This is a genomic window from Bradyrhizobium guangzhouense (genome assembly GCF_004114955.1).
Lineage (GTDB): Bacteria > Pseudomonadota > Alphaproteobacteria > Rhizobiales > Xanthobacteraceae > Bradyrhizobium > Bradyrhizobium guangzhouense.
In genome coordinates this window covers 6,851,342-6,864,296 of record NZ_CP030053.1, presented here as the reverse complement: position 1 = coordinate 6,864,296, position 12,955 = coordinate 6,851,342, and the positions used below count along the sequence as shown (strand labels likewise).

Here is a 12,955-nt window from a genome sequence, read left to right as displayed (position 1 = left end):
CTAACTTTTCGGTGCTTCCGCGCCTTTTGTACCCAAGATTAAATAGAAGATCGGGTCATTGAAGTTCAGGTGAGAAAGGTTCGCGGGTGGGGAAACGCCTTGCTCCAAAATCACAGGTACAATTTCGATGTCGTTATTTGCACCAGAACGTTGTCGCTCCAGCGCATATTCAGCCTCACGAATTACCCAATGAGAGTCTCTCGCTGCCTGCGACCAGAACAACAGGAATAAGTCACAACGACTGATATGCTCATAGAGCTTTTTTTCCCAACGGTCACCGGGGTCGAGCGATAGCATGTCCATGAAGAGCTTTGTTTTCATAATTTGGAGAATTTGCACTCTTTTCAACACCTCCTTACGATCGCTTGTGGCGTAGGAGATAAACGGCATCCTATACCGGGACAGATCACCCAAGCTTACCCGATCTTGCCCGTCGGCATTTCGGTCTGACATGATCTTGAATTTGACCCGCCCAACTAGACGCCCTTCGACACTCACGCGTACCGCAGCAAAAAAGCTCTGCCCGTCCGTTTTATTCGGGATCGTCACGACAAACTCGCAGGATACGGGCAATCCCTGCCAAACCATGCTCTGAGCGGGCTCGTCGACGTACAGTGTGTTGACCGAAAGGCTTATCGTCACAGTCGCGCCACGCATGATCGCGATTTCGGAGCACCTGCCTCTCAAGGTGGCGGATAGGTCCATCGCTTTAGCAAGGAAACGCGCGCGCTTGCGACGCTTCGGCGGATGCAGAAAAGCTGAGATCATAATCTGATCGCCAGGTCGAGCGGCATGAGGACCGAAGACGGAGCACTCGACGACGTCGGCATCTTTGGCGGCAGCAACGGGGGGCTTTTTGAGGTAGTCGCGCAGCTTAAGCCCTTCGCTCACAGCAAGTGAGGCCGCTAATAGGATCAGAAGTGCAGGAATGATTTCCGGTGGCAGTCCACCGCCTCCTCCGGCTCCTCCCTCTCGCGGCCCGTAATCTCCTGAACGTCCTTCTTGGCGCTTTTCTTGAGCTAAGTTCAGGAGCGGCTCGTGGTGGTCTAAGTACAATAGACGCACTCGATCCGCGGGTACTTCTATCTTGATATCGAGCAGCGTCTTGGAGGGGCGGCAAGCGACCCGACTGGTTTCATTCGCAGCGCACACCGCTGAGTTATGGTGAGCCTGCCGATTCCAGTTGCCATCTTGAACGTCTTGCGCTCTGGCCGACACAGCGAGGGCCATCACAATGACGGCTGTACGGATGATAGAGCTTAGCATTAGTCGCAAAGGCCATAATCGTCGCATAGCGAGGTACCCGCTTGACAAACCTAGGGCAGCAGGAAGCGAACTTAACATGATACTAAGAGAGGTGCATATTGACGTAGTCCGCTGGCCGCTACGGATAGCAATCATACTCACGGCGCTCGTCCCAATCGCTTGGTTGATTATCCTTTATTGATGCGGCTTAAGCTCTAACCGCAATTCGGACCATTGCGATAGTGGGCCTCTTTGCCTATGCTCGCTGCGCGATTGTGGGGCGAGTCAATGGTACTGAATGAGGAAGACGAAAGTAATCCGGCGTACCGGCGCCAAATGCTATATTTCTGGTCGCAAGTTGCAAAAGACCGGGATGAACTGGTTGACGAGTTAAACAGGCTTCTATCGGACTATGAGACGTTGAAGTCTCGCCGAGAGAGCGTCGACGCTATCATCAACCAGCTTCAAGAGAAGGACACTATCCTAACGTCCTCTCGCTTTTCCCGGGTTTTCCATAACGCAACTGTGCTCGACCGCGCAATCGTTGGTGTTCGGTCATTGTTTACGCTTCGACCCGTGCTGGCTACCGAGTCCGTGATAGCCGCGATCATAGCGGTGGTAATCGGCCTGCTATTTTCGTACTTCTTCGATAGCAGCTTGCGAGAGTTGATCCATCTTTTCAGCGTCAATGGCATCATGCGGCCGGCCAACGCCGCGAGCAGCTCCATTCTAGTCGCCGAGCACGCGGGATCTATACAAATCTATCTTGTCATTGGAGCGGCAGGGCTAGTCGCTGCGGCCTTCGTCTGGTTCGCGGTAACAGCAACTCTCTCGCGAGAAGCCACAGTTCGGCGCGGGTCGATGGAGATGGTGAAGCAGGTGCTCGCTTTCATGATTGGCGTGTTGACTGGCTTCTTTGCAAACCCACATTGATTAAGATCGAATCTGGTGAACTGGCTTGAGTTCATCGCGAAGCTGTTTGACGTCTGGCCAGCCGTTGTGCTGATGTACGTGTGGCTCGCGTATTTGTGGCCGCAAACGCACCTCTCTATTAATTAGAGAAATATACCACGGTCATCATGTGTAATGCCGTGCAATTGACCATTTCGCTGAGTTCGGCAACTTGGTCGCATGTCGTACATCAGAGAAAAGCGCAACGGCCCGCACATCTATCTGCAAGAGGTGGAAGCCTATCGAGATAAGCTCGGAAGGCCCCGCCAGCGGTACATCCGCACGGTGGGGAAGATTGATAATCCCAATTGGGTAGAGCCACGGGATGAGGCACAAGAGCGAGAGAACCGCGCCTTAGACGCTGCCGCCCGGCTTACCGCTAAAGTCGAAGCCTTCCAACGCGAGACCTATGGCGAGACAGCAGCGGAGAGAACGGCGCGAGAGAAGTCCGAGAAATGGTCGCAGGAGAAGTTCTTAGCCGACACACAATGCGGGCCATCTCCTGCCGAAGATACTGCATTCGACGCGCCTGCTCCACCCGACCTAGAGGGCAGCGAGCCAGCCCCGGAATAAAAAAGAGCCGCTGCCCCCTGGCGCGGCTCTTTAAGTATTCCCCCCGGCACGTTGGCCTCGGCATTGCATACCGCCGTTACCATGTTTGCGGCCATGCACAGCCTGCCTACCCAAGTCGGCTTGATTCGCCTGTATCGCAAATGACACAATGGGTGCTCTCATTCGATGTTGCACTGCAAGGTTGATTGCCGATGGCTCCGAAGGTGGACAAGCAGTCTTTTCTGAATCTTGCTCCTGAGTACTACCTTTTGGCGCTCTATATTCACTCTCAGTACGCTCAGCAGTTCTACACGGACGTCGTTTGGCAGCGTGAATTCACTGTCCGAGATCACGATTCGGATCAAGAGTACTGCTACGTCGAGAATGCCGCGTTAAGAGCGGAAGCCATTAGGATAATGCTGAGCCAAGGTGCGATCGAAATAATCGAAGATCACTTTGGGCCAACGATCTGGAAGAAGACTCCTAAGATGGAGGAGCTAGCTTCCGAACTGGAGAACACGCCGGGCAACGTGTTTTTCAAGGCAAAGGTTTCGGGCGATGCTAGAGGGTGGCTGTATGCAGCACTCCAGAAGGTAAATCAGCGCGCTTTTGAACTCGAGATTTCGGACGGCGATTTCGAGCCTTCGGTCGGGCCACTCAAGATGGATGTTGCCCTCGAAGTGAGCCGACCTGATCCTGTAAATGAGTGGGCTCCTATCAAGCTCGACCCTGCCGACCCGGTCGTTGCCGAGGCAGTCGACAAGCTGAGCGCAGCTACTCAGGCGATCGAGCAAGATAATGGTTATGCTGCTGAGCGCACGCAAGAGCGCGATGCAGTGGTGAGCGATCTCAAGGGTGGCCTGGAAAAGATTAAGTCGGGAGAGGTTAGTGTTGGCTGGATTAGGCGTACGATCCTAGCGCTCAGAACTGCCAGCATCACATTTGCAAACAACGTAAAGGCGCAAACGATCGATGGCGCCATGCTAGGCCTCAAAGAGGTAGTGAAAGTCCACATGAAGGATGCAATCGAAACCCTGATGCATCACTGGCCATTCTAGCGCGACCAGGGTTATCGACGCTTCTTCGTTTGCTTCGACTTTTTGGCGGCCTTTTTGCTCAGCCTGACTGGCAAAGCTCCCTGCCCGAGCTTCTTTGATAGGGAGCTAGCTGTTTTGTTTGGTTTCTTCGATGCTGGCCAAATGGCCGTAACGGCTTCGGTCTTGCTCCCTTGCACTCCGCTGGGCGTCATACTGACCATCAGCCCTGTTGCGGTCGTGATGTATGGTGGATCGTTTGGCTTGATAGTGCGGTCTACAGGCGGCCCGCTCGCCTTATAAAATCTGCAAGAAACCAATATCTGAGGTTCCTTTCTGTCGCGCTGTACTTGAACGACAACGGTCGGAATGTCCTCAAAAAAGATTTGCGTGTCACCGTGGTCATCACTGCTGGTAAAGGTTCTGACCCATGTCTGCTGGAAGCGTGTCGGCATTCTGTCCCCCAAAAGCACGACTATAGCAGCGCTATTTACGGTTGTGAAGCTTCGCTGCTTTGGCCTTCGCCCGTCGCTTTCGCTGATCTGACGGCATGTTCTCGCGGCATAATGCGCCGGGGGTTCGTCAAATGAAAAGCTCCGCCTAAGCGGAGCGTTTGAGCACGTGAACTGTGCGAGGAAGTAGCTGTTTCGGTAACTTCACTTCGCCGCCAATCACCGAGCAAAAGCCCGCGATCTCGCCGGTATCATAGCGAAGCGCAAAGGCAATCCCCTTGTGCATTCCGCTGTTGCTCCAACCGATTCCTATCGCCTCCGCATCCTGCTGGCTGATGCCGAGCGCCGCGATCTCGTCCGAGTATCGGAGCTTGGCGAGATAGGCGTTCGGGTTGAAGGAAGCGGCCGGTTTCTCCCGGCTCTCTTTCTTCGGGGGCACGGTTGGCACTTGGCCTGCTTCTTGCGACTGTACAGTACGTGTACCTTCACCTGTAAAGTACATTTCCTGGAGCCAACCGGCGGCTTCCTTGGTACCGATATTGAGCGTGTGGCCGACCAGGGCAATTACGTCGCCGCCCTTCATCTGGGCAAAGCAGTAGTAGCCTTTGCCCGGCGTAATGACCAAGCCGCGCTCGTTATTTGCACCGCAAGCGGGGCAAGCGCAGCGGTAGCCAGCGCCAGACTTCTTGAGCGTGAGCTGAAGATCCTCAGCGACCTTCAGGATGTCGGTGGAAGCCTTGATGGCCTCGAAGTCATAGAAGGGCATGGGACAGCTCCCGTAGTGAACCTCTACGGATAGTGTACCATTCCGTTTAGAAGGCATTGGGTGCGGGCCGCTCTTCGCAAAGAAGGGCTCCGTACGAGGCTGCTCGATCTGTTCGTGCTTCTGCGGGGAACGGCATGGCCATTGGGTTAAGATGGCAACCAAACAAGAGGTATGAAGGAATGGAGCGGCCCGCACCTAAGCGGGGATAGGAGCCAACATGGCCAGTCAGCCCGTAGTGAAGTTCAAACTCGGTTACGTGACCGCGACCTTCTGGCAGAACGGATCGCACTACAACACGGTTCTCAGCAAGAGCTACAAAGACGGCAGCGACTGGAAGGAGACCGACCAGCTCGGTACAGGCGATCTGCTGAACGCGGCGAAGGTGCTACAACGCGCTGAAGAATTCTGCTCCACACAAAGTTAGGCCCGCATTTGCGCGGGCCGTTTTCTTACAGTTGAGGTTGGGGCAGTTCGGTCGTCGTCTCGGTAGGTTCTGTCGCTTCGATCGTGACTTCGGTTGCCTTGGGCCTATTGGGGCAGCCATCAGCACGGTGGCCCACCTCACCGCATGCTCCACACTTTTTCCCAGACTTAGGCTTTTCAGGTGTTGGTGTCTGGGCCTGGACTGAACCGCCAGCGAGGAGTTGATTTATCTCATTCTCGGTATCGTCCAGGGTCTTCTTGAGCGCCACGAGGCGCGCAAGTTTCTCCTTATCGACCACTTATCTCACCTCCTCTCTTGCGTAGTTCGGTTGCTTTCAGGGTGTCCATGATGTTGAAGCGCTCGCGCTGGCCAGACTTGCCGATGCGCACGTAGTCAGTCGCCACGATATTGTCGTTTGGCTTCGGCAGCAGCTCCGGATACTCAAGAAAGTCCGGCACGGCTTTAATTGCTATGCGAGGCTTCCACTGAGGAGCCATCTCCTCGTCAACGATCGAAAGTATGGTATCGACGCGCCGCTTCTTCGTCGTGTGGATCAAAACCGAGATCGTCGAGAATTGGTTCAAATAGTGACCGTGCACGAAGTACTCGTTGTATTCGCGGATCATTGTGCGCAGCGATTTGTCATAGCGCTCAAAATTCTCATCACCCCGGCCGCGCTCAGTGCCAGTGTCATCTTCCTCAAAGAAGTACATCGTGGCGGTCTTAACCTCGCGGTACTCAATCTTCCAGTGATTGTCCGGATAAAGAGTCTTTGCGCGTAGCTCGATGGATGGGACTGCCAGTGGGGTGACGAGCGCGGGGAGTTGATCGCGATGATACTCGATCACGCTACGGAGGCACTTGTGTGGGAAAGGATCGTTCACAAGCGCACGACCAAGTGCGCGATCCCCTAGATAGCTGAACCCTCGGGGCCACACCTCTAACCAGTGAAAGGCATAGATGTCCTTTGGTTGAGCCTTGGGGATGCCGACGTAGTGACCCTTCTGAAGGACAGTCAGGCACTTCTCGATATAGGCTGGTGTGGAGAATGGCTGCGCCTTCACGTAAGACGGAGGCAGCAGGTCATACCGCTGCATGAAGTCGAGAATATTGAGCGCAACATCATCAGCAGCTTTTGCCGCCTCAAGTGTTAGTAGCGGGCGAGATCCCGGACGCCGAGCACGATAGGCGCTAAATCGCTTTTTGTGAGCTGCGTTTTCCATGCGCGAGGTATAGCAACCATTGTACCTCGCGAAAAATGTGAGCGGTCATAGTGGTCAACGGCGTGCAGGGTAGCCCAAAAATAAAGTTAGACCGCATCCTCCATCTCTGGCGGCGGTCCGGTTGGCTTCTTCGTTGGAACGCAATAGTTGTCGTACATGCGCTGTAAGATAATCTCCCACTCCGGGTCGGGCATGCCATCAATCTTACTGAAGTCGATGTGCGGTGCCTTGATCTCGTGGTTTTCGCCCCGAACCATGACATTCCAATAATGCTTTTGGCGGCCGGCGCTAATCTGCACCCCGCACGTTTGAAGCGCTTTACGTACCGCCGTATTGCTTATCTGGCTCGGCTGCTGTTGCGCGAACGTAATCGCGATCTTCTGCCGTCTTGCGGTCGCAATAAGATCCTGCACAATTGGCTCGTCGGCAATGTATTGCCAAGCCTCGTCGATGTGGACGTAGCACGGTAATCCGCCGCCCGTACGCGTGCGCACGACGCCCATCAAGAGCGCAATGAAGTAGCGGCCAAATAGCCCCAGTACCTCCTTCGATTGCAGCCGGTGCTCACGAGTGTTGATGACAATAACATGTGGTTCTCTAAGTATGTCGTACAGGTCGAACCTGTTTTCCTTGTTAGAGAAAAAGGCCTTCATCCAGTCGTCGCCGCCAATCGCGTTGATGCGCGTCGCGACTGAGCTGAGGCTCTGGCCGTAACTCTTAAATAGATCGGTGAGGAGAAAGCGCTTGGTTTCGTCGTCAAGTTGGTCTTTTAGGTGCTTGTACTCGTCCTTCTTCATCAGGTTGGCCAATCGCCCCTCAACCAAGAGATCTTTGAAGTCCATGATAGTTGGCTCGGGATACAGGGCGAGGGCGCGCACACAGTAGCCAATGATGGTTTTCATAAAGCCGGAGGGGTCACTAGTCGTCGCGCCCATGAAAAAGTTGAGCATCTCGATAATGGCAGCGCGTCGCGTCGCCTGCTCATTTTTTGAGAGTTTATGGTAGCCCTTGAAGTTCAAAAAGTTGAGCGCCAGCGGGTGCTCTAAATCCGGTTCGAGATAGATCAGTTTCTCATGCAGCGGCTGGCCTGGCGCGAACCACGGGAGCCGTGGAAGATGTTTACCCAGTTCCTCATGCTGACTGTCGATGACAATGAGGCTCGCCTTGCCCTCTTTGACCCTCTCTAAGTCCCTCTGGATCAGGGCACTCATGAGCGTTGTCTTGCCCCACTCAGGTTTTCCGACGATCCATGTGCTAGTAAATCGCGCATCTGTATTGAAGAAGTCCCACGTCGGTTTAGGCGGCTCTGGCTGTTGAACGGGCTTACGATTGCTGGCTAGGAATTGTTCAAATTGGGCAAAGCCCTTGCGCAGACCATCTACAAACGCGCGGGCTTGGTGTGGGCTGTCGAGGTCCCAAATAGTTGAGTGGGTGCCGCCGTAAAAATCACCAAACGTAAGTTTGCGGCCTTGGTAGAACACAGAGAAGTCGATCGCATCAGCGCCCATACGGTACTTGAAGATCAGTACATGCTCCGCGGGCGTTATGTCCAAGCGCACAAGCACACGAACACCATCGCGACCAGGCAGTTGGTGATCGGTGATGTGTGGTGTCATCTCGGGCTAGTGTTGAACACCATGACGATGTCTTGATCTAAGCTGTCAATAATAAGCTCGCCCGTCGCATTGACGGAAATGGTCTGACCATCGGGTAGTAGGATGTGTGATCCTTTAGGAGCCGCTGTGTCGTAAAGCAGAACAACCTTGTGACTGTCTGCCTTTGTGAGAAATCCTACTGTAATCCGGCAACGAGTTGGAAATGTAAATGCTGTCCGCGCGGGCAGCTTGATGTCTGTTTGTTTCCCATCGCAGGAAGCATCTTTGTAGGTGGTATTTATCTTCCGATCGTCTGCCGGCTGAGTAATGGTTGCTGGGATTTCTTTGGTAAGAGTAACAATTTTTTCGATAGGAGTTTCAACGGTGATGGTTCTTGGGAAGAGCAACCATGAAAAAAGTGCTCCAACAAAGAAGGCGGCGAACGGTAGAAGAAGAATGACGGGTCGCCACTCCCTATATTTGATCTCCCAATAAGTGCTTTTCAAATGTTGGGTATGGTCGGTCATGCAATGCCCCCGAAAAATGGGAGCAGTTTATCCATTTCTACTTCCGAGAGTCGAGTCAGGCCATCGCACGCCAGACGAAATCGGAGTAGCCCACATCGCCGGGCTTCAGCTTGGCGTATTTGGCCAGCAACTCAGCGTCCTCAAAGACACAGCCGGCTGGCACTTTGTCTTTGATAGTGAGGAGGATGTGTTGCAGTGCGGGAAGCTCGGCGAGCCTGTTGACGCCAGCTATAAGGCGATTTTGGCGGATCAGAGCGCGGTGAAGATCTCTGCCATAAAAGCCAAAGTCGGGGATGATGACCTGTCCGTTAGCCTGGCCAGCGAGCAACCCGGCGAGCACGAAGGCGTCGAAGTCACCGAGCTTTGCGCGATCGAGTCGGGCAACCACAGTGATGTCGAAGGTAAAGTTTGGTTCTCCGCAGAGCACGCGCGATAGCGTCGGGGACAACAGTAGGTCGTTCATGGTGGCGCGTGCTTCGGGGTATCCAACGTGCTTGATGAGGGGTAGATCGTCGATCTTAGTTGCCTGCAACAGCATCTGTGTCAGCGCGCGCCTACCATCCCGGTAGGTCATTAGGTGCTCTTTGCCGTCGTACAGTATTGCGGCGAAGTCGCGCATTTGTCGAACGGTGCGCTGCGCTAGCGGATTGAAACTGTGCTTCTCAGGATCAAATACACGCGGCCTGAACCGCTCAATGAATTGTTCTGTTAGCGGTCCTCCATCATCTATCAAAAGTGCACCTGGCTCGGCACAGTCCAGTATGTGCTGTGTCTTGTCCTCTAAGCCGATGAGCAAATGGTTCATACGTTTGGGTTGGCACTCGCTGGCCAAGTAGAGCTCGTCTGCCTAGCCGAGATGCCTGGCGGGACTGCCAACCGCGAAAGAATGTACGGTCCACTGTAATTGTATCGTGGAACGTAAAGGCCGCGCTGACGCGCTGCGATCTCGGCAAGTACACCTGCACGATTGTAGCATGTCCCGCGCGTGCGGAGATGTAGTGGCAAGAACTGTCACCGCCCAACTTGTCCTCTGGGCGCGCAGCGCTCCGAGCAAACCTGTTGCGCCCGTGTCCCTGGACGGGACCGGCTGCTAGGCCGCTAGGATTAGGCAGAGAAACAGGTTTGCTCGGAGCGCTAGCGGAGGCAAGTTGTGGCGGAAATGTTGTTGTGGCGTCGGCGTTTTTCGACGCGCAGCAATGTCGGTACACTAAGGATATACGTTCCGATACAGAAAAGGCCCCATCTCTGGGGCCGATTCCGTTCCTCCGTCGAGGAAAGCTCCGTTAGGAGCGGGTGCGATTACTTGTCGAAGAGCGGGCCTCTAGCCATGCCACGATCTCTCGTAGCCACCAGACCTTCCGAGCCTTCGGTTCGTTCTGTAAGGGAAACCATACAGGAAACGACCGCTTCTCAAACATAAGCCGTTTAAGCTGCGTGCGTGAGTAGTGAATACCCAGCTTCCGAAGTCCTTTCAAATCGACAACCGTGTAATCAGTCATGGTCACTTGCTCCGGGTTGGAGCCAGTGGCCACGGCTCGGTTAGACGGCCGCGGCGCTAACCTATCAAAGAAAAGGCCCGCTTGTAAGCGGGCTATGCTGCAATCTTTGCGTTTGTGCGGAGCAACTGCTTAATGTGCGCTTCCCACTTCTTGAGAGCAGCTGTACGCCTACGAGGAAGGCCGCCTTGTTTGACGGAGGCGAACGCTGCAGGTCCTAGGGGTAATCCTAGGAGAAGCGCTATGACGATTTCGAGGGCGGAGGTGATCACATCGGTCGAGCGGCGGCGCCGGTGGTCGCAGGATGAGAAGGAACGGCTTGTTGCAGCGTCGCTCGAGACCGGTGCCAATGTTTCCGAGGTGGCTCGCGTGGCCGGGCTTCATGTGAGCCAGCTGTTCAGGTGGCGTAAGGAGCTTTGCAAGCATGGTGAAGCGAGTGTAGCGCCGTTCGTGCCTGTCGAGACCGGGCCGTCTATGCCGCCGCGGGAGGTTGCCGAAGTGCCATTGGCGCCGGCGCGTCGGCGGAAGAGCCAGGGCATCATCGAGATCGACCTTGGTAGTGGGCACCGCATCCGGGTCGATGGCGATGTGGACGGAGACGCGCTACGTCGCGTTCTCGATGCTTTGGTCCGCCGATGATCCCGGTTCCGACTGGCGCGCGAGTGTGGCTCGCGACCGGCTACACGGACATGCGCCGAGGCTTTCCGTCGTTGGCTCTCCAAGTGCAGGAGGTGCTGCGCAAGGACCCGCTTAGCGGTCATTTGTTTGTCTTCCGCGGTCGCCGCAGCGATCTTGTGAAGCTGATCTGGCACGATGGCCAGGGAGCATGCCTTTTTACCAAAAGACTCGAGCGAGGAAGGTTCATCTGGCCATCGGTTGCAGGCGAAGCAGTGACGATCTCGTCGGCGCAATTGAGCTATCTGTTGTCCGGAATCGATTGGCGCACCCCGCAAGAAACCCAGCGTCCGACGCGGGTCGGATAACGGTTTTGGGTTTGAATCTGCCGCTCGATCTGATTCAATGGCTCCATGATATCGAAGCCGGACGACCTCCCGTCGGACCTTGTCAGTGCGCTGGCCGCGCTGCAAGCCGAGCGTGAGGCACGGCTACGAGCCGAAGCGATGGCTGCCAGCGCACAGGCGGAGCTGTCGGATAACGCGGCGCTGATCGCGCATCTCGAGCTACGGATCGAGAAGCTCAAACGCGAACTGCACGGGCAGCGCTCCGAGCGCACGGCGCGCCTGATCGAGCAGTTGGAATTGGAGCTCGAAGAACTCGCCACCACGGCGAGCGAGGATGAGCTTGCCGCGCAGGCCGCAGCGGCGAAGACGCAGAACGTCCGCCCCTTCACGCGCAAGCGGCCGGTGCGCAAGCCATGGCCGGACGACATAGAATGCGAACGCGTCGTCATTGAGGCTCCCACGACCTGTGCCTGCTGCGGCGGATCGCGGCTGGCGAAGGTCGGCGAGGATGTGACCAAGACGCTGGAGGAGATCCCGCGTCGCTTCAAGGTCATCGAGACGGTGCGCGAAAAGTTCACCTGCCGCGATTGCGAGAAGATCAGCCAGCCGCCTGCGCCGTTCCATGCCACGCCGCGCGGCTTCATAGGCCCACAACTGCTGGCGACGATCCTGTTCGACAAGTTCGGCATGCATATCCCGCTCAACCGCCAGAGCGTGCGATTTAAGGCCGAGAGGATCGATTTACCGCTGTCGACGTTGGCCGACCAGGTCGGCCACGGGACCTTCGCCGTCATGCCGCTGTTCCAGCTGATCGAGCACCATGTGCTCGCGGCCGAGCGCCTTCATGGGGACGACACCACCATCCGCATCCTGGCGAAGGGCAAGTGCACGACCGGCCGGATCTGGACTTATGTGCGGGATGACCGGCCGTTCGCCGGGCCTGCGCCGCCGGCGGCGGTTTACTACGCTTCGGGCGACCGTCGCGGCGCACACCCCCAGAAGCATCTGGCCACCTTCACCGGTATCCTACAGGCGGACTGCTACAGCGGCTTTGAGCCCCTGTTCGACCCGCAGAGGAAGGTTCTACCGATCGCGCCGGCATTTTGCCTGGCCCATGCGCGGCGGGGCTTCTTCGAGTTGGCTGACATCGAGAAGAATGCTCGGGAAGGCAAGAAGGGCAAACCGGTCTCTCCGATCGCGCTGGAGGTGGTCAAGCGTCTCGACGCCCTGTTCGAGATCGAGCGCGCCATCAACGGCCGAAATGCCGACGAGCGGCGTGCCGTGCGCCAGGAGAGAAGCAAGCCGCTTCTTGAAGACATGCATGCCTGGTTGCTGCGCGAGCGCGAAACCCTCTCGCACTCTTCCGAGGTCCTGAAGCCGATCAACTACATGCTCAGGCGTTGGGAGGGCTTCGCCCGCTTCCTCGACGATGGCAGGATCTGCCTGACCAACAATTGTGCTGAGCGCGCATTGAGAGGTATCGCATTGGGAAGGCGCAACTGGACCTTCGCCGGCAGCCAGCGTGGTGCCGACCGTGCCGCCATCATGCTGACGATGATCACGACCTGTCGTCTCAATGACGTCGATCCCAAGGCCTGGCTCGCCGACGTCCTCGCCCGGATCGCCGATCTTCCCACATCGCGGCTGCACGAACTGCTGCCCTGGGAATGGAAGCTCCTGCGCCAAGCCGATAAGCCAACCGATCAGCAAGCCGCCTGACCTTCACCC

At 56.1% G+C, this 12,955-nt stretch carries 15 protein-coding genes; 7 read left to right on the top strand and 8 right to left on the bottom strand.

Translation table 11 applies throughout. The annotated features are described in order from the left end of the window. Complete coding sequence (locus XH91_RS32700) at window positions 1-1,230, bottom strand: toll/interleukin-1 receptor domain-containing protein (RefSeq protein WP_164938318.1); 1,230 nt, start codon at window positions 1,228-1,230, stop codon at window positions 1-3. Window positions 1,231-1,533: 303 nt separating this feature from the next. Between XH91_RS32700 and XH91_RS32695 the strand changes: the two genes are divergently transcribed. The 3 genes from XH91_RS32695 to XH91_RS32685 all read left to right on the top strand — a co-directional run bounded on the left by XH91_RS32695 (window position 1,534) and on the right by XH91_RS32685 (window position 3,806). Next, window positions 1,534-2,178 (top strand): hypothetical protein, encoded by a 645-nt coding sequence (locus XH91_RS32695; protein ID WP_128954424.1) that lies wholly within the window; start codon window positions 1,534-1,536, stop codon window positions 2,176-2,178. A gap of 198 nt (window positions 2,179-2,376) precedes the next feature. Continuing rightward, entirely contained in the window at window positions 2,377-2,769 is a 393-nt protein-coding gene (locus XH91_RS32690) for a hypothetical protein (protein WP_128954423.1), read from the top strand. 191 nt (window positions 2,770-2,960) lie between these two features. Continuing rightward, complete coding sequence (locus tag XH91_RS32685) at window positions 2,961-3,806, top strand: hypothetical protein (protein ID WP_128954422.1); 846 nt, start codon at window positions 2,961-2,963, stop codon at window positions 3,804-3,806. Window positions 3,807-3,817: 11 nt separating this feature from the next. On the opposite strand, the gene XH91_RS32680 is transcribed toward XH91_RS32685, so the two are convergent. Further along, window positions 3,818-4,237 (bottom strand): hypothetical protein, encoded by a 420-nt coding sequence (locus tag XH91_RS32680; protein ID WP_128954421.1) that lies wholly within the window; start codon window positions 4,235-4,237, stop codon window positions 3,818-3,820. A gap of 145 nt (window positions 4,238-4,382) precedes the next feature. Beyond that, window positions 4,383-5,000, bottom strand: a complete 618-nt coding sequence (locus XH91_RS32675; RefSeq protein ID WP_164938317.1) for a CHC2 zinc finger domain-containing protein — start codon at window positions 4,998-5,000, stop codon at window positions 4,383-4,385. A 217-nt stretch (window positions 5,001-5,217) separates the two neighbouring features. Between XH91_RS32675 and XH91_RS32670 the strand changes: the two genes are divergently transcribed. After that, entirely contained in the window at window positions 5,218-5,424 is a 207-nt protein-coding gene (locus tag XH91_RS32670) for a hypothetical protein (RefSeq protein WP_128954419.1), read from the top strand. Between the two features lie 25 nt (window positions 5,425-5,449). Here XH91_RS32670 and XH91_RS32665 read toward each other — a convergent pair whose 3' ends face one another. From XH91_RS32665 to XH91_RS32645, 5 genes are all read right to left on the bottom strand, one after another. After that, on the bottom strand, window positions 5,450-5,722 hold the full coding sequence (locus XH91_RS32665; RefSeq protein WP_128954418.1) for a CCHC-type zinc finger protein: 273 nt from the start codon (window positions 5,720-5,722) through the stop codon (window positions 5,450-5,452). Next, window positions 5,712-6,647, bottom strand: a complete 936-nt coding sequence (locus XH91_RS32660) for a hypothetical protein (RefSeq protein WP_128954417.1) — start codon at window positions 6,645-6,647, stop codon at window positions 5,712-5,714. The genes XH91_RS32665 and XH91_RS32660 overlap by 11 nt, the downstream gene beginning before the upstream one ends. An 86-nt stretch (window positions 6,648-6,733) precedes the next feature. Next, window positions 6,734-8,263 carry a type IV secretory system conjugative DNA transfer family protein gene (locus XH91_RS32655; protein WP_128954416.1) on the bottom strand — a complete coding sequence of 510 codons (1,530 nt, stop codon included), beginning with the start codon at window positions 8,261-8,263 and terminating at the stop codon, window positions 6,734-6,736. After that, complete coding sequence (locus XH91_RS32650; protein WP_128954415.1) at window positions 8,260-8,769, bottom strand: hypothetical protein; 510 nt, start codon at window positions 8,767-8,769, stop codon at window positions 8,260-8,262. The genes XH91_RS32655 and XH91_RS32650 overlap by 4 nt, the downstream gene beginning before the upstream one ends. A gap of 55 nt (window positions 8,770-8,824) precedes the next feature. Further along, window positions 8,825-9,574 carry a hypothetical protein gene (locus tag XH91_RS32645; protein WP_128954414.1) on the bottom strand — a complete coding sequence of 250 codons (750 nt, stop codon included), beginning with the start codon at window positions 9,572-9,574 and terminating at the stop codon, window positions 8,825-8,827. A gap of 934 nt (window positions 9,575-10,508) precedes the next feature. On the opposite strand from XH91_RS32645, the gene tnpA reads away from it, so the two are divergent. Genes tnpA through tnpC form a run of 3 tightly spaced genes read left to right on the top strand, consistent with a single transcriptional unit; the run spans window position 10,509 to window position 12,946 of the window. Beyond that, a complete protein-coding gene (gene tnpA / locus XH91_RS32640) occupies window positions 10,509-10,904 on the top strand; it encodes an IS66-like element accessory protein TnpA (RefSeq protein WP_128957938.1) in 396 nt (131 codons plus the stop codon). Window positions 10,905-10,927: 23 nt separating this feature from the next. Beyond that, window positions 10,928-11,248, top strand: coding sequence for an IS66 family insertion sequence element accessory protein TnpB (gene tnpB, locus XH91_RS32635; protein ID WP_430644539.1), 321 nt, complete (start codon window positions 10,928-10,930; stop codon window positions 11,246-11,248). 45 nt (window positions 11,249-11,293) lie between these two features. Continuing rightward, entirely contained in the window at window positions 11,294-12,946 is a 1,653-nt protein-coding gene (gene tnpC, locus XH91_RS32630) for an IS66 family transposase (protein WP_128950307.1), read from the top strand. Window positions 12,947-12,955 lie beyond the last annotated feature (9 nt).

Coding starts and splice junctions, on each gene's coding strand:
- XH91_RS32700 (WP_164938318.1), bottom strand. CDS start 1,230: ATGGCCCTCGCTGTGTCGGCCAGAGCGCAAGACGTTCAAGATGGCAAC.
- XH91_RS32695 (WP_128954424.1), top strand. CDS start 1,534: ATGGTACTGAATGAGGAAGACGAAAGTAATCCGGCGTACCGGCGCCAA.
- XH91_RS32690 (WP_128954423.1), top strand. CDS start 2,377: ATGTCGTACATCAGAGAAAAGCGCAACGGCCCGCACATCTATCTGCAA.
- XH91_RS32685 (WP_128954422.1), top strand. CDS start 2,961: ATGGCTCCGAAGGTGGACAAGCAGTCTTTTCTGAATCTTGCTCCTGAG.
- XH91_RS32680 (WP_128954421.1), bottom strand. CDS start 4,237: ATGCCGACACGCTTCCAGCAGACATGGGTCAGAACCTTTACCAGCAGT.
- XH91_RS32675 (WP_164938317.1), bottom strand. CDS start 5,000: ATGCCCTTCTATGACTTCGAGGCCATCAAGGCTTCCACCGACATCCTG.
- XH91_RS32670 (WP_128954419.1), top strand. CDS start 5,218: ATGGCCAGTCAGCCCGTAGTGAAGTTCAAACTCGGTTACGTGACCGCG.
- XH91_RS32660 (WP_128954417.1), bottom strand. CDS start 6,647: ATGGAAAACGCAGCTCACAAAAAGCGATTTAGCGCCTATCGTGCTCGG.
- XH91_RS32655 (WP_128954416.1), bottom strand. CDS start 8,263: ATGACACCACACATCACCGATCACCAACTGCCTGGTCGCGATGGTGTT.
- XH91_RS32650 (WP_128954415.1), bottom strand. CDS start 8,769: ATGACCGACCATACCCAACATTTGAAAAGCACTTATTGGGAGATCAAA.
- XH91_RS32645 (WP_128954414.1), bottom strand. CDS start 9,574: ATGAACCATTTGCTCATCGGCTTAGAGGACAAGACACAGCACATACTG.
- tnpA (WP_128957938.1), top strand. CDS start 10,509: ATGACGATTTCGAGGGCGGAGGTGATCACATCGGTCGAGCGGCGGCGC.
- tnpC (WP_128950307.1), top strand. CDS start 11,294: ATGATATCGAAGCCGGACGACCTCCCGTCGGACCTTGTCAGTGCGCTG.